General features: G+C 47.7%; 18 protein-coding genes and 1 tRNA gene. 12 read left to right on the plus strand and 7 right to left on the minus strand.

The genetic code is table 11. From position 1 onward, the window contains the following. Positions 1-139 precede the first annotated feature (139 nt). Positions 140-646, minus strand: a complete 507-nt coding sequence (locus NG833_RS08580) for a hypothetical protein (RefSeq protein ID WP_254564878.1) — start codon at positions 644-646, stop codon at positions 140-142. A 163-nt stretch (positions 647-809) separates the two neighbouring features. On the opposite strand from NG833_RS08580, the gene NG833_RS08585 reads away from it, so the two are divergent. The 9 genes from NG833_RS08585 to NG833_RS08625 all read left to right on the plus strand — a co-directional run bounded on the left by NG833_RS08585 (position 810) and on the right by NG833_RS08625 (position 9,588). Beyond that, a complete protein-coding gene (locus tag NG833_RS08585; protein WP_254564879.1) occupies positions 810-974 on the plus strand; it encodes a hypothetical protein in 165 nt (54 codons plus the stop codon). A 35-nt stretch (positions 975-1,009) separates the two neighbouring features. Further along, the gene (locus NG833_RS08590) at positions 1,010-2,221 is read left to right on the plus strand and encodes a DUF1822 family protein (protein ID WP_254564880.1); all 1,212 of its coding nucleotides are present in this window, start codon (positions 1,010-1,012) and stop codon (positions 2,219-2,221) included. Between the two features lie 30 nt (positions 2,222-2,251). Further along, positions 2,252-4,429, plus strand: a complete 2,178-nt coding sequence (locus tag NG833_RS08595) for a CHAT domain-containing protein (RefSeq protein WP_254564881.1) — start codon at positions 2,252-2,254, stop codon at positions 4,427-4,429. A gap of 3 nt (positions 4,430-4,432) precedes the next feature. Then, positions 4,433-4,978: a GNAT family N-acetyltransferase gene (locus NG833_RS08600; protein WP_254564882.1), complete on the plus strand. Its 546-nt coding sequence runs from the start codon at positions 4,433-4,435 to the stop codon at positions 4,976-4,978. Between the two features lie 377 nt (positions 4,979-5,355). Continuing rightward, on the plus strand, positions 5,356-6,216 hold the full coding sequence (locus NG833_RS08605) for a pentapeptide repeat-containing protein (protein WP_254564883.1): 861 nt from the start codon (positions 5,356-5,358) through the stop codon (positions 6,214-6,216). 6 nt (positions 6,217-6,222) lie between these two features. Next, on the plus strand, positions 6,223-6,663 hold the full coding sequence (locus NG833_RS08610; protein ID WP_254564884.1) for a RimK/LysX family protein: 441 nt from the start codon (positions 6,223-6,225) through the stop codon (positions 6,661-6,663). 480 nt (positions 6,664-7,143) lie between these two features. Next, positions 7,144-8,049, plus strand: coding sequence for a 30S ribosomal protein S6--L-glutamate ligase (rimK, locus tag NG833_RS08615; RefSeq protein ID WP_254564885.1), 906 nt, complete (start codon positions 7,144-7,146; stop codon positions 8,047-8,049). Between the two features lie 142 nt (positions 8,050-8,191). Then, a complete protein-coding gene (locus NG833_RS08620) occupies positions 8,192-9,145 on the plus strand; it encodes a succinylglutamate desuccinylase/aspartoacylase family protein (RefSeq protein ID WP_254564886.1) in 954 nt (317 codons plus the stop codon). A gap of 263 nt (positions 9,146-9,408) precedes the next feature. Beyond that, a complete protein-coding gene (locus NG833_RS08625; protein WP_254564887.1) occupies positions 9,409-9,588 on the plus strand; it encodes a hypothetical protein in 180 nt (59 codons plus the stop codon). A 92-nt stretch (positions 9,589-9,680) separates the two neighbouring features. Here NG833_RS08625 and NG833_RS08630 read toward each other — a convergent pair whose 3' ends face one another. Then, on the minus strand, positions 9,681-10,910 hold the full coding sequence (locus NG833_RS08630; RefSeq protein WP_254564888.1) for a methionine gamma-lyase family protein: 1,230 nt from the start codon (positions 10,908-10,910) through the stop codon (positions 9,681-9,683). Between the two features lie 304 nt (positions 10,911-11,214). Here NG833_RS08630 and NG833_RS08635 point away from each other — a divergent pair, with 304 nt between their 5' ends. Next, positions 11,215-12,024 carry an acyl-CoA desaturase gene (locus tag NG833_RS08635; protein WP_375293893.1) on the plus strand — a complete coding sequence of 270 codons (810 nt, stop codon included), beginning with the start codon at positions 11,215-11,217 and terminating at the stop codon, positions 12,022-12,024. 123 nt (positions 12,025-12,147) lie between these two features. Here the strand turns inward: NG833_RS08635 and NG833_RS08640 are convergent, their stop codons facing one another. From NG833_RS08640 to psbZ, 5 genes are all read right to left on the minus strand, one after another. After that, positions 12,148-13,416: a glutamate-5-semialdehyde dehydrogenase gene (locus NG833_RS08640; protein WP_254564890.1), complete on the minus strand. Its 1,269-nt coding sequence runs from the start codon at positions 13,414-13,416 to the stop codon at positions 12,148-12,150. A 9-nt stretch (positions 13,417-13,425) separates the two neighbouring features. After that, entirely contained in the window at positions 13,426-13,833 is a 408-nt protein-coding gene (locus NG833_RS08645) for a hypothetical protein (protein WP_254564891.1), read from the minus strand. Between the two features lie 345 nt (positions 13,834-14,178). Beyond that, positions 14,179-14,250, minus strand: a tRNA-Gly gene (locus NG833_RS08650). Positions 14,251-14,358: 108 nt separating this feature from the next. Then, positions 14,359-14,961 (minus strand): 6,7-dimethyl-8-ribityllumazine synthase, encoded by a 603-nt coding sequence (gene ribH, locus NG833_RS08655; protein ID WP_254564892.1) that lies wholly within the window; start codon positions 14,959-14,961, stop codon positions 14,359-14,361. A 159-nt stretch (positions 14,962-15,120) separates the two neighbouring features. Continuing rightward, positions 15,121-15,309, minus strand: a complete 189-nt coding sequence (gene psbZ, locus NG833_RS08660; protein WP_015151721.1) for a photosystem II reaction center protein PsbZ — start codon at positions 15,307-15,309, stop codon at positions 15,121-15,123. Positions 15,310-15,810: 501 nt separating this feature from the next. Here psbZ and NG833_RS08665 point away from each other — a divergent pair. Both NG833_RS08665 and NG833_RS08670 read left to right on the plus strand, forming a co-directional pair. Further along, entirely contained in the window at positions 15,811-18,651 is a 2,841-nt protein-coding gene (locus tag NG833_RS08665) for a CBS domain-containing protein (RefSeq protein WP_254564894.1), read from the plus strand. Between the two features lie 86 nt (positions 18,652-18,737). After that, entirely contained in the window at positions 18,738-20,087 is a 1,350-nt protein-coding gene (locus NG833_RS08670; protein ID WP_254564893.1) for a pentapeptide repeat-containing protein, read from the plus strand. The last annotated feature ends 326 nt before the right edge of the window (positions 20,088-20,413 follow it).

Genomic DNA, 20,413 nt, shown 5'->3' on the forward strand with positions numbered 1-20,413 from the left:
ACGTTCGTTTGTAGATCAACAGAGTAGCCCCGTCAATGTCGGAGTAAATGCTTGCGCCCTCCGGAGGGCGCAAGCATTTACTCCGACACATACCTTCCTTTCAGTTGAACGTTTGGAGGATTTATATTTTGCAATCCCCTTATCCAAACAATTCAGGAAGTTGAAGGTTGATTTCTACTGAAGGTCGTTGGGCATGGGTATGTTCTCTCAATACACAAACTCCCGGCTTTTGTGAGTCACTATTACCCTCTTCAGAATTATCCGAATCTGTTTCAGCGAGGGTAATGCCAAAGTGGGTTTGAAATAAGGCTTCAGTTTGAGCAAATGCATCCTGGAGTTGTTCTTGGTCCCCGGGGTCGCGAAGGCCAAAATAAGGGAAATGATGGATGAATTGACCAAATAACATTTGACAATCTTGGGCATATTTGCTGGTATCTAAAATATGTTGATGCCAGACGCGATCGATTTCTCGATTAGGGGCGATCGCTAGATGGGGATAAAGATACAGTAAGCACAGAAACATCAAATACCGGCTTAAAGCACGATTGACTTGGGGGTAAGTTAAGCCTTCGCCAGTTTCTGGGTGCATCAATTTATAGGCGATTGGGCCGAGGTCGAGTTGTTGAAGTTTGCTGATAAATGACATGACTCAGAATAATGTGGATTTCCTAAAAAACGCTTATCCAAAGCATCAATTGGGAGGGCAAACGGAGTCAATCTCCCAGAATCGTCATGAAAATTGCTTAAAAAGCCTTATAATTTAAGAGTTCAGCATTTGGGACCCCGAAAATTAATCGGGGACATCCCAGATGAATGGACCAGCAAGTTGGCAGCATTCACGGCAGGGTCAAGATAGTTCAGGGCGTGATTGTTCCGGTAGTCGTTGTGGTTACGTCGGAGTACCGGATGATATTTTTGCTTTTTGCATTCAGCCCCAACTCTCTAACGAACAAATGTTTCAGATTGAGGGTTAATGGGATGGAGAACGGGGGATGATTGGGAGGAGAAAATGCCGCAAAGAAAGAATCTAACTTGGGGAGAAATTCCCCAGCAACGAGTGAGAAGATTGTTAGAAGTATTACTCTCTAGTCGAAATGATTCACCGGAAATTCTCCAGATAGAATGGCAAAAAAATCAGGCCGATCGCCCTCGGCTATGGGTGAAGTACACGACGAAAGCCAATCTCGCTAAGTTAATGACGGGAATGCCCTATCCGAGTGAAAAAAAGAAGGCGGAGATTCAAGATGCGATCGCCCATTTAGAGGAGTTGCAAATTTTAACGGACTTACGCTCGGTTAAAAAGGGACCTAAAGCGGAAAAATTATCGTTTTATTTAGAGTTACCCAGCCAAGACACCGCCCGAATTATGCAATTTGTTTTTGAAGAAAAGTGGTTGAACAAGTCATCCCATTCCCGAACAAATTTGAAGGGTTCAGAGGATGATGGGACGAGTTTCATCAAGCCGGATGAGGTGATGGCTGCATCAATGCCTGAATATGAATTAATCGCTGAAGTAGAACAGCAGGGCAATCAAAAAGTTGTGCGATGGAAAATCAAGTTTTCTGGGGATTTGGCGAGTTTAACCCCAGAAAAAATCCACCAAATTCAAACAGTCGTTCGAGAAATCACTGGAGACGATCAGCAAACGATTATGAAGATGACGGAAGGCTCAATTATCATCGAATTTGCCGGAAGTGAAGCGGGATTTGAGCAACTATTAGAGTTGTTTAATCGCGGGGAGTTGACAGAAATTGCGGGGTTAGCGGTGGAGTCGGTGGAACTGGCGGGGGAACCTGTCCAGTTAAGTCAATGGCAGGTCGATAGTTTGCCGGTGGGTTGGCAGGCGATCGGTTCTTTATTAAGTTCCACCCAAATGCAGTTAGCCTTTGGCTGGCGATCGGCTTGGGAACCGGAAATCATCGGGGGACAATTGATTAAGATCGCTGGAATTGACCTCGTATTCATCATAGCTTTAGCCCAGGAAGCGGAGGAAAAAACCCGGATTTCTGTGCAAGTCCACCCCACCCCAGGGTCTACTCATTTGCCGGGAAGTTTAGAATTAATTCTCCTAGATGAAGAAAACCGACCGATTTTGACTACAGCGATCGCCAAGGATACGAGTGGTTTTTTACAATTAGATTTTAGAGGGAATTCCGGAGAACCGTTTACGGTTCAAATTGCTTTAGAGTCTAATCAAATTAGCAAAAGTTTTCTGATTTAATTGTTTTATAAATGATTCACCAGATAGCGGATGTCAAAGTTAGTTATACTGATATTACAAGAGGGCAATTTCCAACAAGGATTCCGGGCTTTGTTGCAAATTCGGGGTGATGACCCGCCCACGGAAACACAGATTCAAATTCCCGGCATTCTTCCCCCAGCCCCAGAAATACCGGAATTACTCAATCGATGGCGGGCTAACTTTCAATGCGTCAAAACATCAAGACTAGAAGCGATTTCTAGTCAAGTGGTCTCTCCGGATCCAGAAGTAGCGGAAGAATTAGCCAGTCGCTTGAATGAATGGCTCAATTCCGGGGATAAACAATGGCGAAATATCCGAGATTTATTGTTGCAAAATACCCACGAACAGACTCGGATTTTACTGGAAACTGAGGATATTCATTTACGGCGAATTCCTTGGCATACTTGGGATTTATTTGCCCAGGGAAATTATAAGAAAACCGATATTGCCTTAAGTCCCCGCAGCTATCAGCGACCGCATCGGGAGATTTTCTCCAGTAAAACGATTAAAATTCTGGCAGTGTTGGGTTATGCGACTCATTTGCAACTAGACCTTGATCGACAAGTTTTAGAAGGGTTGGGCGATCGCCAAGGGGAAATTACCATTCTGCAACAACCCACCCCCGAACAACTCCGGCAATGCTTGCGCCAACAATCCTGGCATATTTTCTTTTTTGCCGGACATTCCCAAAGTGATGAACAGGGAACAATTGGCCGATTTAAACTCAATCAAACCGAATGGATGGCGATTGCGGATTTAAAAAATGCCTTAGATATTGCGATTAATGAAAACGGGCTACAACTGGCAATTTTCAACTCCTGCGATGGCTTGGGGTTAGCCAATCAACTCACCCAATTGCACTTACCCCAAAGCATTGTCATGCGCGAACCCGTCCCGGATGAAGTCGCCACCAAATTTTTACAAGAATTTCTCTGGGCTTTTGCCAATGATGAATCATTTTATGCCTCCGTCCGTTATGCCAGGGGAGTCTTGGAAGATGCCTTTCATCCGCAATATCCAGGGGTGAGTTGGTTGCCGGTGATTTCTCAAAATCCCTCGGGATTTTCTCCGACTTGGCAGCAGTGGTTAAATTCCGGGGTTTCCTTAGATGTATTTCCCCAAGTGTATCCAAAAGTTGCGGTTAATTATCTCAGCAATTATCCCAGTAATGAGAGGCCCATTGATGCTAAAATAATTAGGCCCCAAATTGCCATTAAACTCGGGATTTATTTGTCAGCTATTAGTACATTATCCCTGTTGTCCAGTTACGTTTGGGTCAACAGTCAACCTTGGATAGCATCCTTTGGTGAACGGGGGTGGATTATTGAACTGGCGCAAAGCATGATTTTAATTGTGGGGATTATTTATCTGATTGCCAGTAAGTTTTCTCAAGAGACGAGAGAGTTTTTTTCCTTTCGCCAGACCCTGCCAGACCCCCTAGGAATTTTTAGTTTATTTCGGGTCTTTATTGCGCTCTTTTCGTTGGCGGTGGCTGGGTTATTATTGGAACATCATTTATGGACGGGACCCAATACACTTTACGGAAAATATCAGTTAGAGTTTCCCAAAACTGATATTTTTTCAAGCTATTATCTCCCTTACTTGTTATATTTGCCCTATTCAACGATTAATTTCGGTTTAGCAGTCTGGATATTTGCTGGGGCGGGTTATGCGGCGATTAAGGACTTGCTGCTTTTGCGATCGCAAAGCCTCAATATTAAATATCAGATTGAATCCCTGGGCAAAAGTTTAATGAAAAATGAGGCAATGGGGGAGCATATTATTGAAATATTCCAAAAATATTGCTATGATTTAATTTATTTGATTAAGCGGTACACTTCCTTGTTCTCGGGGTTAGCCACGGTGGTTTTATTTCAAACCAGCATCCATAAATTTTATACGGGGCAAAATATCTTATCTGAAGCCGCGAAAGCCTGGTTTTGGATTGGGGTGATTGTGGTGGCGATCGTCTTAATGATTATTTTTTGGGGATTTTACCATTATGAAACGGTTTTCCAAGAAACCTCTCATGGATTGTCCAAATTTAAAGTTAATTATCAAGATTTTGAAACTCAGCATAATTCATGGAATGTTGTCAAAAGGATTTGCCGCGCCAATCTCAGCATTTATCTAGGGTTGTTCATGTTTTTCTTATCCCTGATGTTCGTGTTTTTGCCCAAAAATTAAACAGTGAATGATAATCAACCGATGGTAAAAATTATCCGACGAACTGTCACCCCGGATGAAGCGGAGTTACTGGTGAAAGAAATCCAGGGCACTCCTTATATTGTCGGGTATTCCCGCCAAGAATGGTTGCAAGCGGAGAATATCCGCATTGCTGAAGATGACAATGGGCATCTGATGGGGGTGAGTTTAAATAGTGATTTTGGTCAAAATTGGACGAAAATCGCTGTTTTATATGTCCGGGAAGAATATCGCAGACAAGGGGTGGGGAAAGGGTTATTTTATGCGGCTATTGAAGAGGCGATCGCCCGCCACAGAAATGTTTATACCATTAGTGCAAACCCAGTCGTTGTTCAAATGATTCATGATTTGGGGTTTGCCACTTTTCCCAGTTTGTTCTCATTTCCCGAAAATCTGCAAAACCACAGAGCAAGCATTTACCGGCATACCCTAAAATGGTTGGCTAATTTCTATCGAATTCAGGAAATCATTAGAAAGCATTATGTTTTTAAGTTGAAAGAAGATTTTGTTTATGCGATTCGCTTGGTGTGATGGGTCATTGGTCATGGGGTGTGGGTCTCTATAACTTGATGAGATTGACATAACAGTTATCCCCCTGAACCGTCATGAAGCCCTGTATTTATCAAAGGAGGACAAAAGCTGGAGTGACGACGCCCTGATAGGTTAAGGCATCGGGGACTTTGATGATTTCGGGTAAAATTTAGGGCTTTTTCTGGACGAACCTAGACTTCATAACTTAAAAAATTCGGGATAAACAATTGGATTATTCCATCTGACTGTGGTGATTGTTAAAGGCGATCGCTTAAAAAATCTACTGCTCCAATAAATCTGGATCCGTCTATAGAGTGAGGGCATTAGGCCAAAAAATTGACTAAAATTTAGCAAATGATGATAGGAAAGACTTGCTTATGAATCTTCAAAAATTTGAGAGCCTTTACAAAGAAGGAACCCGGGATTTTTCCCATTGGGATTTATCTCAAGAGAAAGCCGCGTGGGTTAATATGAGCTACACGAATCTGACAGGTGCAAACTTGAGTCATAGCCAATTCTGCTCCGCTATTCTTCAGGGTGCGACACTGATTGAAGCCAACTTAGAGGAAACCCAACTCCGAGCCGCTGATCTGCGCCGAGTGGACTTGAGTCACGCCAATTTAAAGGGAGCAGACTTAAGTCGGGCTGATCTAGTTGAAACTAACTTACGCAGTGCCAATCTCGAACAAGCCAATCTCAGTGAGGTGATATTTAGGGATGTTATCCTCGCCGATGCCAACTTGAGCCGAGCCAATCTACAGGGACTGAACCTGAGTGGGATTAACCTGAGTGGCGCGAACCTAACAGAGGCAAATATCGCCGAGGTGTCGTTCCATAGTGCTAATCTATCTAAAGCCAATTTAAGCGGATTAGATCTCAGCCAGACGGACCTCAGTGGTGCTAATCTTAGCTATGCGGATTTAAGCGATACAGAACTCACAGAAGCTACACTTTACGGAGCAAATTTGACCGGGGCGATTTTAACCTCGGCCCAGTTAGAGGGGGCCAAAATGAATGGCTCCCTAGTAGATGGGGCCGATCTCAGCCAAGCGAACCTCCAAGATGCGGAGGTTAAATGGGTGGATCTGACCAATGCCAATCTAAAAAATACCGATTGTGTGGGCGCTAGTTTTAAAGAAGCGAACCTGAGCCCAGCAAATCTAACCGATGCGAATATCTATTCAAGTGATATAAAAGACGCGCTCATAGCCAAACATAACCATGTCGAATCGGAATAAAACTGAATGAAACAAAAACCACAACTCCCGGTGATAGGGTGGCGGGAGTGGGTTTCCCTGCCTGAGCTGGGAATTGAGAAAATTAAAGCCAAAATTGATACGGGTGCGCGGTCTTCTGCCATCCATGCTTTTGATATTGAGACTTTCCACCAAGACGGAAAACATCTAGTTCGTTTCAAAGTGCATCCGTATCAACGGGATACCATTCAAACCGTTGCTACCCTGTCCCCCTTAGTCGATGAAAGACAGGTTCGCAATTCTGGCGGTCATACTGAGTTAAGATTGGTCATTCTCACCCCCATAGACATTTGGGGTTACCAATGGCCGATTGAACTCACCCTCACCAATCGCGATGTGATGGGATTTCGGATGTTGCTGGGACGTCAGGCATTACGGCATCGCTTTTTAGTCGATCCCGGAAAGTCTTTTTTACTCAGTCAGAAGTAGGAGCAAAATTCTTTCCCCTGCTCCCGGTGGAATCTTTTTAAACCGACCCCATCAGGCAGAGTTTCTTCAAATTAAGCCGTTAATTAAAGCGATAGCGATTTCCACAGTTAGGGAGACCGCTAGATTTTTTATGTTTAATAGTTTTTGACTTGGTAGAACAGGAAAAAATAAATGCTACCCTTGTCATGTTATAACTAAAATCAAAGATTTTCAGGCTGGGTCAAAATTCATTTGGGCGTTGATGAAATAACTCCAAAAGTTGATTTCTGATTATAATGCTTAAGCCAAATTTAAGACAAGGGTCTAATCCAAAGAGGATTGACAAAGGTTAAAAATCGGGTAGAATCAATAAAAAATTGAAAAATGTCTTATCCTGAAAACTCCTTTGCAGAGTCAACAATATCGGTTGATTCGTCAAATCAAGACTAAAGAGCCAAAGGGTCGAGGCAGGTCAAGCTCAGAGCATCAAAATAGAGAATTATGAAAATCGCGATTTTGTCGCAAAAGGCTTCGCTGTACTCCACCCGACGACTGAAAGAAGCGGGTGAGCAACGAGGTCATCACATGAAGGTGATTGATTACCTGCGCTGTTATATGAATATCGCCTCTCATCGGCCAACGGTGGTTTATCAGCAGAAACCGTTAGAAGACTTTGATGCCATTATCCCTCGGATTGGGGCCTCTAAAACTTTCTATGGAACGGCGGTGGTGCGCCAGTTTGAGATGATGGGAGTGTTTACGGCGAATGAATCTCAGGCGATTTCACGATCGCGCGATAAACTACGCTGTTTACAACTGCTGGCGCGTGAAGGGATCGGACTGCCTGTCACAGGGTTTGCCAATTCCACCAAAGACATTGAAGGGTTAATCGAAATTGTCGGCGGTGCGCCTCTGGTGATTAAACTCCTCGAAGGGACCCAAGGCATTGGGGTGGTCCTCGCGGAAACCACCCAAGCTGCCAAGTCGGTGATTGAAGCCTTTCGCGGGTTGGATGCCAATATATTGGTGCAAGAATTTATTAAAGAAGCCGAAGGTGCCGACATCCGCTGTTTTGTGGTGGGAGATAAAGTCGTCGCCTCGATGAAACGCCAGAGTGAACCGGGAGAATTTCGCTCTAACCTGCACCGGGGAGGCACAGCGGAAAAAATTAAGCTGACTCCCGAGGAACGCTCAACAGCGGTTAGAGCCGCCAAAACGATGGGGTTAAAGGTAGCAGGAGTGGATATCTTGCGATCAAATCATGGTCCGGTGGTGATTGAGGTGAATTCGTCACCGGGTTTGGAAGGGATTGAGGCGGCATCCAATGTGGATGTGGCGAGTAAGATTATCGAGTTTATTGAGAAAAATTCAGCGCCGAAAAAAACCCGCGATCGCACTCAATACTAACCCAAACTGAGCAGACTCTATCCCATTTCGACCCACTCCTTCACCGCCCGGGGTTGGACTGGGGGCCAAAGCATTGTAAATTAGAAGACATTCAGCGCTTCCCTTCAATTGTAAGCGACTTGCATAGCGAAAGTTAAACTGTATGTCCGGAGTCATTCAAATCGGCAATGCCACCATCCCACCGGGAGAACAAAGGCGCTTAGAATTGCCGGTTGCTCGACTGCCGACGCAAACAATGCTAGGACTACCCGTTACGGTGATCAATGGCACAAAACCGGGGCCTCGACTCTGGTTGAGTGCTGCCATTCACGGCGATGAAATTAATGGGGTGGAAATTATTCGGCAAGTGCTGCATCAAATTTCCCCGCGTCAACTCTGTGGCAGTATCATCGCGGTGCCGATTGTGAATGTGTTCGGGTTTATCGAACAGTCGCGCTATTTACCCGATCGCCGAGACTTAAATCGCTCCTTTCCCGGTTCAGCGCGGGGTTCCTTAGCCTCTCGGTTGGCGCATCTGTTCATGAAAGAAGTGGTGATGCGATCGACTCATGGCATTGATTTACATACGGCTTCCCATCATCGAATTAATTTGCCTCAAATTCGGGCCAATCTGTGCGATCGCGAAACCTATCGCTGTGCTCAGGCATTTGGCGCACCCCTGATGATTCATGCCACGACTCGGGATGGTTCCTTGCGACAAGCGGCGACTCAGTTGGGAATTCCGGTTCTGCTCTATGAAAGTGGAGAAGCGCTCCGATTTGATGAAAAGTCGATCGCCGTCGGGACAAGGGGAATCCTACAAGTGATGGCGATGTTGGGGATGATTTCGGCGGCTGCACCCTCCCCATTCCCTCCGTCTTTAGAGGTCAAAAAAACCCAATGGGTGCGATCGCCCTCTAGTGGAATTCTGCACTTAGAAGTAGGACTCGGCCAATCTATCTCTAAAAAACAACGCTTAGGAATTATCTGTGATGCCTTTGGAGACCAGACGATGAAAGTTTATGCCCCCTTTGATGGGGTGATCATCGGTCATACTCAAAACCCATTGGTTAACCAAGGAGATGCGATTTTGAACCTCGCTGCCCTTGAACCCTAAACCGTTCTCCTGTTCCAGTCCGAGTCCTCACAGATGATCTCCAAACTCCCCTATCCGGTTTAAAGCCTAGAAGCATTTGCTCCCCTAGCCGTTTCATACCCTTGCGGCTCATTGTAACAACTTATTTACAAAACTTTATTTTTTTTATAACAATATATGGACGGGCGTTAAAAAATATCCGGTAAGATTAAGTAAAGTTTGTGAAAATCAACTTAAATTAACAACCGGATAGAATATTGAGTACGCCTTTTTGGATACTACCTATGAAAATCCAAACGGGAGATTGTTTAATTTCCAGGGATGGCCGCTATTATCGGGTCATTGATTGTTGTGGCGAGTTTATCTCTTTGATGCCACTTCAAGGCTACACGGTGTTTACCTGCCGTCAAAGTTACTTGGAATCCTCGTTTGGCTTGGTCGAGACGCAACAACAAGTTGCGTGAAACCAGAGGGCAGAGGCCCTCTGTAGTTCTGGTGGCCAGAAGCAACCCTTGTTAGAACAGCAGTCGGAAACATCAACGAGGAGGGCAGCCGGTTAAGCCGGACCCACCGCTGCGACTGCCGCTTCTAGGGCGATCGCCACATGAGTCCAATGGGTTCCGCCCTGGCAAAACACCACATAAGGCTCCCGCAACGGACCATCAGCAGACAACTCCGAGGTACTGCCATCAATAAAACTTCCCCCCGCCATCACCAACTGACTCTCATACCCAGGCATCGGTGCAGGCACCGGATCCAAATAGGACCCGATGGGGGAATACTTCTGAATGGCACGGCAAAAGGCAATCAGTTTTTCGGGGGAACCCAACTGAATCCCCTGAATCACATCCCGCCTCGGTGCAGTGGGGGCAGGGTTAACCGGATATCCCAGGCGATCGAACACATAAGCCGTTAAATGATTTCCCTTCATCGCCTCTCCCACCATTTGCGGCGCGAGAAATAGCCCCTGAAACAACAGCCGATTGCGATCGAACGTCGCCCCTCCACTACTGCCAATTCCTGGCGCAGTGAGGCGACAGGTAGCCGCTTCGACTAAATCTGCGCGTCCGGCCACATAGCCCCCACCCTCAACAATCGTCCCCCCGGGATTTTTAATCAAGGAACCGGCAATTAAATCCGCCCCCACCGCCGGGGGTTCGCGATCTTCGATAAATTCGCCGTAGCAGTTATCCACAAAACAAATCGTCTCGGGATTTTGACCCTTGACGAGATGAATAATTTTTTCAATATCCGCAATGGACAGACTGGGACGCCAGGAGTAGCCACAAGAGCGCTGAATCGAGACCAAACGAGTTTTGTTCGTGATAGCAGTTTGGAGTGCCACCCAATCGATTTCCCCTGTGGGCGTTAATTCCAATTGACGATAACTCACCCCAAATTCCATCAGGGAGCCTTGACCGGTGCCGCGTAACCCAATTACTTCCTCTAAGGTGTCGTAAGGAGCACCGGCAACGGCCAACATTTCATCTCCGGGACGCAATACCCCAAAGAGGGCACAAGCGATCGCATGAGTCCCAGAAACAAACTGCACCCGCACTGTCGCCGCTTCGGCACCCATCACCTCGGCAAAAATTTGATCCAGAGTTTGACGCCCCAAGTCATCATGACCATATCCCGTCACCCCGGCAAAATGGTGAACCCCGACCCGGTGACGGCGATAAGCCCCGAGGACCCGCTCTAGGTTTTTCTTGACCTGAGCATCAATTTGGCAAAACAGAGGGAATAGAGCAGTTTCTGCTTCTTGCAGCCATTGAGAGCGATCCATCAAAACCTCGTATGAAATGTTACAGTAAGTTAAGGGAAAAAATTGCCCTGATGTAAAATAATCTCAGCCAATCGAGGGTTTTGCCTGCCTTGGGCGTTCTGACAGACTCTTACCGGGAGTCGAGGCGATCGCGCTGTAGGGCAAAAAGACTAGACCTCACGCTTAATCGGCGATGGTGCCATTGCAACATCCCACAGCAGATTTTGGCAGAAAAATTTGTAATAAGGTCACAATAAGGTCACAGATGACGATTGTCAGTTCAACACAAGAAACACAAGAAACAATAGAGCAAGATCTGTCCCGGATGCCGCCTGACTGGCCGGTTATCATCTTCATGATCGCAATTCACGCTCTAGCCCTGTTCGCATTCCTGCCGAGTAACTTTAGTTGGGCGGCAGTGGGGTTAGCGGTCGTATTCCACTGGGTAACAGGGGGTCTGGGAGTCACCCTGGGATTTCATCGGTTAGTCACTCACCGGAGTTTTACCGCACCCAAGTGGTTAGAGTATTTTCTGATATTTTGCGGCACTCTAAGCTGTCAAGGGAGTCCGATCGATTGGGTTGGACTGCATCGTGCACATCATCTGCACTCGGATAATTCCGCTGATCCCCATGACTCTAATCAAGGGTTCTGGTGGAGCCACATGGGTTGGTTATTCTATCATTCTCCTGCTGAGGCCGAAATCCCTCGCTTAACAAAAGATATTGCAGACGATCCGTTTTATCAGTTTTGCGACAAGTTTTTACTTCCGATTCAAATTGCTTTAGGTGTTAGTTTCTACTTTTTAGGAGAAGCAATTTCCCCCGGACTCGGCTGGTCCTTTGTGGTTTGGGGAATTTTTGTTCGCCTCGTGGTGGTGTTTCACTGCACCTGGTTTGTGAACAGCGCCACTCATAAGTTTGGCTATCGCACCTATGACAGTGAAGATCGCTCTACGAACTGCTGGTGGGTTGCCTTAGTAACTTATGGCGAAGGTTGGCACAATAATCACCATGCCTATCAATATTCTGCTCGACATGGAATGCAGTGGTGGGAAATTGATTTTACTTGGATGACGATTCAAATTTTACAAGCCCTTGGCCTTGCTAAGAATGTCAAGTTAGTTGGAAAATAACCGTTGAGGTTTAAACCGGCAAAACTCAGATTGGGTTGAGACAATTAAAAGTGGGGAGGATGGCTTAAACCCATCCTCCCCATTCTAAATATTTGAACAACCAACTATCCGGTATGGAAGGGTTCACACCTGACCTTTGCCTTGAATGATATGCTTGACCGTGGTCAAACTTTCTAGACCAATTAAGCCTCGGCGATGGCCTTTTTGGTTGGACATTCCCAGAAAAATGGCATCTCCTTGTTTGGGATAGCGGTAAAAGCGAGGGGAAGCGTTGATATAGGTTGAGGCGCTGTTGACTCCTCCCCCAAATTGAGAACTTTCCAGATAGGATTCAGTGACGATACAATCAGCATGACCGCTACTGTATTGATTGATCCAGGCGATCGCCGCTTCCAGATTATCCACGACTTTAAAGGCAACGGTTTTGGTTAAATAGGCCGAAGACCATTCTGATTCTTCTACTTTTTTTAATTCTGGAAACTCTTCGCTGAGAACCTCATCCACCCGAACTTCAAACCCTTTATCCTGCAAACTGTTAAACAGCATCGCCAGGGAAGAGGGTTTTTGATTGCGATGAATCAGGACTTTTTCAATGGCATTGACGGGATCCGGTTCACTTTGGTGGGAGTCTTGAATCACCCATCGTGCCAAATCCATGCTGCCACTGGGGGACCAATAGAGGTAACAGTTTCCCATGCCGGATTTGAGTACAGGGACCGTCGCTTGCCGAATCACCTGGTGGACGAGACTAGGCCGACCGTAGGGGATGACTAAGCTGATATATTTATCTTGGCGGACTAAATCTCGGGTGGAAACTCCCATTTCTGCGGGAATCATTTCCAAACAGCCTTCAGGCATATCTACTTTGAATAGGGCACGTTGTAAGGCATCCGCGATCGCCGCGTTGGTATGAGCTGCATACATTCCGCCTTTGAGAATCAGACAGTTGCCGGTTTTGATGCACAACCCAGCGGCGATCGCCCCTAAATCCGGTAACGCTTCATAGACTAAACCGATCACCCCTAACGGCATTAACTGGCAATAAGATTGTGACCCCTCCACTTGGTAGGAGGCGTTCATCACTCGGCGCATGGGATCGGACAACTCCGCCAACCGTTGCAGAATTTGTACCGTTATCTGGATCCGTTCAGGAGTCAGCTTCAGCCATTCCAGAATCAAATCAGGCACCGCCATTTCCCGGGACGCTTCCAAATCCAGGGTATTGGCTTCTAAAATCTCATCCGAGGCTTGCTTGAGGGATTTCGCCATCTCCTCCAGAGCACGGGTTCGTTGTTGGCTGGAAGTCTGCGCCATGATCAAAGAAGCTTGATAGACGCTCTCCACGACAGCCATCGCATCAGGATTTGGGGGAAAAGTAGAATCTGTTGTCATCGAGCTCATCTATCGCCTGTAAGCCAACCAAACCATTAAAGCTGGCAAGGTTGCCAGCAACACCGCTAAAATGACCCAAGGGATCACGCTTGGGCCTAGGGGTAACCCCAAAGCATAGGGTAACCAGAATACCACTAGGCCGATGATAATCACGAGGGACATGGGTAAGTAGCTCTCCCTCAGATGGGTATTGGCTACACACCACTGATTGCCATTCCAGTTCCAACAACGTTTATAGGGGGAATTGGTCGGGAGTTGCTCGATCCCCTGTCCATCTTCGGTAACCACAAAAATATTTTGACACCGATCGCACCCCAAGGCTTCGGTTAGGGTGATCGGGACCAAACGTCCCCTCCGCCTACAGGGACAGGGGTACTCTGCATTGAGGTCGATCTTTTGGGATTTTTGAGATGGCACAGGCGCTAATCCATAAAAATTCCACGACTTTACAACATAGACTTGCCAATCTCTGCGATCGGTTATCCTCGGCGATCGCCTGGAAATTTTGACAGCTTATGATAGGAGCTTAATGCTCCATTTTTCTCGTTTATATTACAGAACTGATTGTAGCATTCGGGAGTTTTAATCGCCTTGCGGTTGTCTGCCCGGATCTTAACATCGTTTTTTGACTTAAGCGTTCGCCCCGCCGACAAGCCACACTCCAGCTTTACACTGGATCATAACAACTTCAATCCGGATTCTCAAGGGAAGTTCTGATCCCAAAACTTGTTTTTCCTGGGATTATTGATTAATCATTTTAAAAGCGGGTAACGCGATTCGAACGCGCGACATTCACCTTGGCAAGGTGACGCTCTACCACTGAGCTATACCCGCAAATCTTTGACTTTATTAGTATGGCAGATTCACCCAGGTTTGTCAAGGCGATCGCTCAAAAAATTTTTGAGCGTCGCTCAAAGCCCCGAAACGACCAGCCGGGAAGGCTTATGCGCCTTCGACATGGGTAGAAACCTGGGCAGACCCCGAGGGATTTAATGAAGAAGCCGGTAACGAGCGATCGCCACCGCCTAGGGCCGCCCCATGAGTACCAGTCCCCTCCCCGGGACCCACCTGATTTAAGCGCCGCATTAAACTCGCCATTTCCAGGGCATTCATCCCATAATCCCAGCCCTTATTACTCTTCACCCCGGCCCGTTCTAGGGCTTGCTGCATCGTATCCGCCGTAATAATGCCAAAAATCACCGGCACTCCCGTCTGATATCCAGCCGCAGCAATCCCTTTTGAGACCTCTGCTGCTACATAATCAAAATGAGGGGTTTGACCTCGGATCACTGCACCTAAGCAAATCACCGCATCATAGCGCCCCGAAATCGCGAGTTGACGGGCCACAATCGGCACCTCAAAACTCCCGGGAATCCATACATAATCCACCTGAGTCCCCTGGGGGTCTACATCCACACCGTGACGCTTGAGAGCATCCTCACAGCCCTGTAACAGTTTGCCTACAATCAAATCATTGAAGCGACTGATCGCGATCGCAAACCGCAAGCCCTCAGTCTGGGTAAACGTTCCCTCAAAAACCGCCATATTAGCTTTCTTCTAATTGATTATCGATAAAGTTGTAGGGGTAAGCCTTCATGCTCCCCCGGTGCAATGGGCGCTCAAGAATCGAAAGGACAAAAGACCATCGGCATCAAACCGATCGCCCCTTGCACCTTTCGATCGCTGACCCCCTTAGCAGGGTGCTTATACCACCAAAAAGTTTAAAACTCCCACCAGAATCACCAGAGCAAACCAAACACCCGAACCAATGAACAGCAAGGGTTTAGATTGATCCCAGTTTTGGGGAGAGGCATAAGCGACAGGGACGCCCACGACCATCACAAAAGACAAGAAAACCAGGGCGGCAAGAGCCAGTTGAAAAATAATTGTCATTTTTTTTTCTTCCTTCGACAGCGGGTCTAGTAATCAGGGTTTGAACTAGAGCAAATATCGGTTAATTAATCGCTCTGATTCTTAAACTACCAAAAAATGACCCAATCTCATAGAGGGGGTACAGGCTTTATTCTTAGGGAGGATGGGAGGATGGGAGGAAGGGGGAGATGGGGAGGATGGGAGGATGGGGGAGATGTTCAACGTCCCGACTGAAGTCGTTCTCCTCTTTTGTTTGTAGTAACGACTTCAGTCGTTGCCGCGTTACTTGGCGGATGCCAAGTAACGCCCTCAGCTTAGGCTCGTCCTCCAGTTCCGAAGCAGGCACTAGACCCTCGGATTGCTCGTGTGATTGGCTTACGCCATCACACGAGAGCAACGACTGAAGTCGTTACTACGAACAATCTCCCCTATCTCCCCTATCTCCCCCATCCTCCCCATCTCCCCTATCCTCCCCATCTCCCCAATCCTCCCCATCTCCCTAACAAACAAATGACAAGAAAAATGGACATTATTTTGTGTCATACCACAGCAGATTTCGATACCTTGGGGGCTGCGGTGGGACTGACTCGGTTATCCCCGGGAAGTCGGATTGTACTCGCGGGGGGTTGCCATCCAGGAGTGCGGCAATTTTTGGCCTTGCATCGGGATGAGTATCCCTTAATTGAACGGCGATCGGTCAATCCCGATCGCATTCGTTCCGTGACGGTGGTGGATACCCAACAGCGCGATCGCCTGGGTAAAACCGCAGAATGGTTAGATTTGCCGGTCCCAATTGCAGTGTGGGATCATCACCCTCATGTTCAGAGCGATATTCCAGCGACAGAAACTCATATTGAAGCCCTAGGTGCCACAACGACGGCGATCGTTGAACAGCTTCGTTTGGGGTTAGACCCTCATCCCAACGGGCCAATTTTGAATGTGGCGGAAGCAACAGTCATGGCACTAGGCATTCATGTAGACACGGGTTCCTTAACCTTTGACCATACCACCCCAAGGGATGCGATCGCCTTAGCCTGGTTAATGGAACAAGGTGCTTCCTTATCAGTAATTGCCGAATATATCGAACCGGGATTATCTCCCCGACTCCAGGACCTGCTCACGACTGCCTTAGAGACTCTCCAAACCGAAACGATTCAGGGTCATCCTGTTTCGACAGTGCTGCTGGAAACCCCGGAATACATTGCTGGATTATCCAGTGTGGCGGGGCAAATTATGGAGATTACGGACACCGAAGCGCTGCTGTTGGGAAATCGCTATCCCATCAAAGGGTCCGATGAACATCGGCTGGTGGTGATTGGGCGATCGCGCATTTCCGGGACCAATCTCCAAACCTTATTCACCCCTTGGGGGGGTGGAGGACATCCCCGTGCCAGTTCCGTCAGTTTGCGCCTCACGGACCCGATTATTACCTTCCAGGAAATCCTTGCAGAGTTTAAAAAGCAGATTCCTCATCAACCAGTCGCCCGAGAATTGATGTCCTCCCCAGTCCGGACAATTCGACCCGAAACGACCATTCATGAAGCCCAGCGGATTCTGTTGCGCTATGGTCATTCTGGGTTATCCGTGGTGAATGAAGCAGGAACCCTGGTGGGGGTGATTTGTCGCCGGGACCTGGATATTGCCTTGCATCATGGATTGGGTCATGCGCCAGTTAAAGGCTACATGAGTAGCAATGTTAGAACGATCGCCCCAGATACGCCCTTACCGGACATTGAGGACCTGATGGTGACCTTTGATATCGGGCGATTGCCGGTGTTGTCGGAAGGTTCATTACAAGGGATTGTCACCCGCACCGATGTGTTGCGACAACTGCACCAGGATAGTGCGATCGGCTCTCAGAGCAATTTCACCAGTGGAAGTCCGTCCTATTGTCCCTTACCTCGGGAAGTCGCCTCCCTGTTGGCGAATCGCCTCGCGCCGCAACTGGGGACTCTCCTGAATCGGGCGGCCCAATTGGCGGAAGAACGAGGTTGGCATCTTTATCTCGTTGGTGGAGCCGTGCGGGATATCCTGTGGGCAATTTATCACCAAGAGGGGAGTTCGGGGTTTAAATTAGTCGAAAAACAGGAGAAGCAGAAAGAACCTGAAGGCGATCGCCCACCTTTGCTGCTGACGGATATTGATTTGGTTGTGGATGGGTTCGATTCCCGTGCTGATGATGCTGCCGGGGTCGAACTGGCTGAACAGCTCCAAAAACTTTATCCCACGGCTCGTTTAGACATTCACGGCCAATTCCAAACCGCTGCCTTGTTGTGGCATAAACACCCGGAATTAGATTCTCTGTGGGTTGATATTGCCACAGCGCGGACGGAATTTTATCCCTATCCAGCGGCGAATCCCGAAGTTGAAGCCTCCTCGATTCGCCAAGACCTTTACCGGAGAGATTTCACCCTGAATGCTCTGGCTGTGAGGCTTACCGGGCCCAATCGTCGGGGAGAAATTTTGGATTTCTTTGGGGGATGGTTGGATTTGCAGGCGGGTCAGATTCGGGTGTTACACGTGAATAGTTTTATTGAGGACCCGACGCGGATTTATCGGGCGGTGCGGTTTGCGGTGCGGTTGGGATTTGAGATTGAACCGCAGACTCAAGGGTATATTCGGCTGGCGATGGAGAGTGGGGTATATTTGCGATCGCCGGAGTTAACTCGGCGCGTGCCCGCATTGGAAACCAGGCTGAAGAATGAACTGAAATATATTTTACAAGCCCCCTACTGGCAACGGGCTTTGCAATTATTAGACTCCTTTGATGCGTTACGCTGCATCCATCCCAGCTTAAAATTAGACCGGGAATTATGGCAGCAATTGCGATCGGTCGATCGCTGGATTCGGCAAATTCAGGGTACGGTGAATGGAGCAGCATCGCCGCTTCAGACCCTTCCAGAATCGTGGCAGATTCGCTTAGAACTGCTGATTGCTCATTTAGAGCCGCAATGGAGGGGAGAGGTGGCCCAAAATTTGCAACTGAGTAGTGATAGTATTGAGCGCTTAGAACAGTTAGCAACGGCGGCGATCGCCGTCACTCCAGTGAGGGAGATGTCCCGACCCAGCGAGGTGGTGCGATTGTTAAGCCGTTATGACCGGACGTTGTTGATGGCGATCGCTGTCATGAGTCCCAAAGCTCTCAGGCGGAAAATTTGGCAATATGTCCATCACTGGATGAATGTCAAACCGTTACTCAACGGCAATGATCTCAAAGCCCTTGGTTACAAACCCGGACCCCAGTTTAAGACCATTTTAGACAGCCTGCTTGCGGCCACCCTAGACGGGGAAATTCAAAGCCGCTCGGATGCCGAGGCTTATCTGGCCCAATATTTTCCCCGGGACTCCATGCAACAGCCCTAGGGGATTATCAGGCAGTCAAAAGGGTTCGGTTTTGGGAAGATTTTTAGATACAGCTTTCCTTGCTAACTCTCTACCACTAAACCAATATGGATGCGAATGAACTGCTGAAGCGGTATGCAGCAGGAGAAAGGGATTTTCGGGGTGCCTACTTAGTCCGTGCTGATTTGATGTTTGCTGAACTCAGTCTCGCGGATTTATACGATGCCGACCTTAGTTGTGCTGACCTGTTTGAGGCCAAACTCAGTGGCATCAAACTCAGTGGAGCTAATTTAGAAAATGCTCACCTGAGCCGTGCGGACTTGAGTAATGGCAAGCTCTTTGGCGCTAAATTAAGCTATGCCGACCTCAGTCGTGCCGATTTGTTTCGGGCGGATTTATTTCGCGCCGAACTTACCGATGCGGACCTCCATCGCGCCAATCTCACTCGCTCTGACCTCAGTGGGGCCAACTTGACTCGGGCTAATTTGAATGAAGCCATCTTAAGTCAAGCCAACTTAAGCGATAGTAATCTTTCTTTTGCCAGCCTGAATAATGCCAAGTTGAATGGGGCTAAATTAAATGGGGCCAATTTAAGTGAAGCACACCTGTTTGATAGTGACCTCACCGGGGCTAAATTAGAAAAAGCCGATCTGAGAAATGCCGAACTATTCGCGGCTAAATTAATCGAAGCCAATTTAGTAGAAGCCGACTTACGCAACGCCAAATTTAGTGAAGCCAATTTGAGCAAAGCCAAGCTAGATGGAACGAATCTGTCTGGGAGTAATCTGAGTCGCACCAATCTAAGTGAAGCCAGTTTGAGTGAAGCCAATTTGACCGAAGCGAACTTAAGCGAAGCAACTTTGCGAAAAGCCAACCTCAGCAAGGCCAAATTGTGCGATGCTAATCTCAGTCGGGCTAACCTCAGCGAAGCAAATTTAGTCGGAGCGGATCTGTCGAGTCCCAAGAAAGAGCCGATCGCCGAGCGGTCCTTGTCCCTGAAAAACAAAAAGTCTGTCATGCTCGGTCGAGATCCCAGCGTCTCCTTACAGATTTATTCGCCTTTCGTCTCTCGTCGTCATGCTTCCATCGATATCGAAGACAACGGACAATACATCATCCGCGACCATAACAGCACCAATGGGGTGTTTGTCAATGACCAGCAAATCGATCAATCAATGGTTTTACCGGATGGGGCCAGAATTCGCATCGGACCTTTTCTGTTAATTCTCAACGGGGATGAACTGGAATTGCAGGATGAGCAAAATCAGCAACCGACTTCCCTGAGTGAAGCCGATTTAAGTCAAGCCGACTTGCGAAATGCTAACCTGACTGGGGCTAATTTCTATCGGGCTAACCTCAAAGGTGCGAACCTGTATGGCGCGAACCTCACGGGCAGCAATCTGAGCCATACCAACCTCTCGGGCGCTACAATGCCAGATGGGTCAATCCATCCCTAGGCGATCGTCGGTACAGGTATCCCAACAACCGGCGAGGGTTTGAACGTCTACAGCCTGCCTAGAGTATTGGAACAGTCTGGAATCCCTAGGACAAGAAACCGGGTTTTTGTTCCAGATTTGTGGCTAATTGCGATAAATTTTGTGCAGAAACCCGGTTTCTAACCCATCAACTCCCGATGCCCTAGAACAAGAAACCGGGTTTCTGTTCCAGATTTGTGGCTAATTGCGATAAATTTTGTGCAGAAACCCGGTTTCTAACCCATGAACTCCCGATGCCCTAGGACAAGAAACCGGGTTTCTGTTCCAGATTTGTGGCTAATTGCGAT

The sequence above is a fragment of the Oscillatoria sp. HE19RPO genome (assembly GCF_024220515.1).
Lineage (GTDB): Bacteria > Cyanobacteriota > Cyanobacteriia > Cyanobacteriales > Laspinemataceae > Laspinema.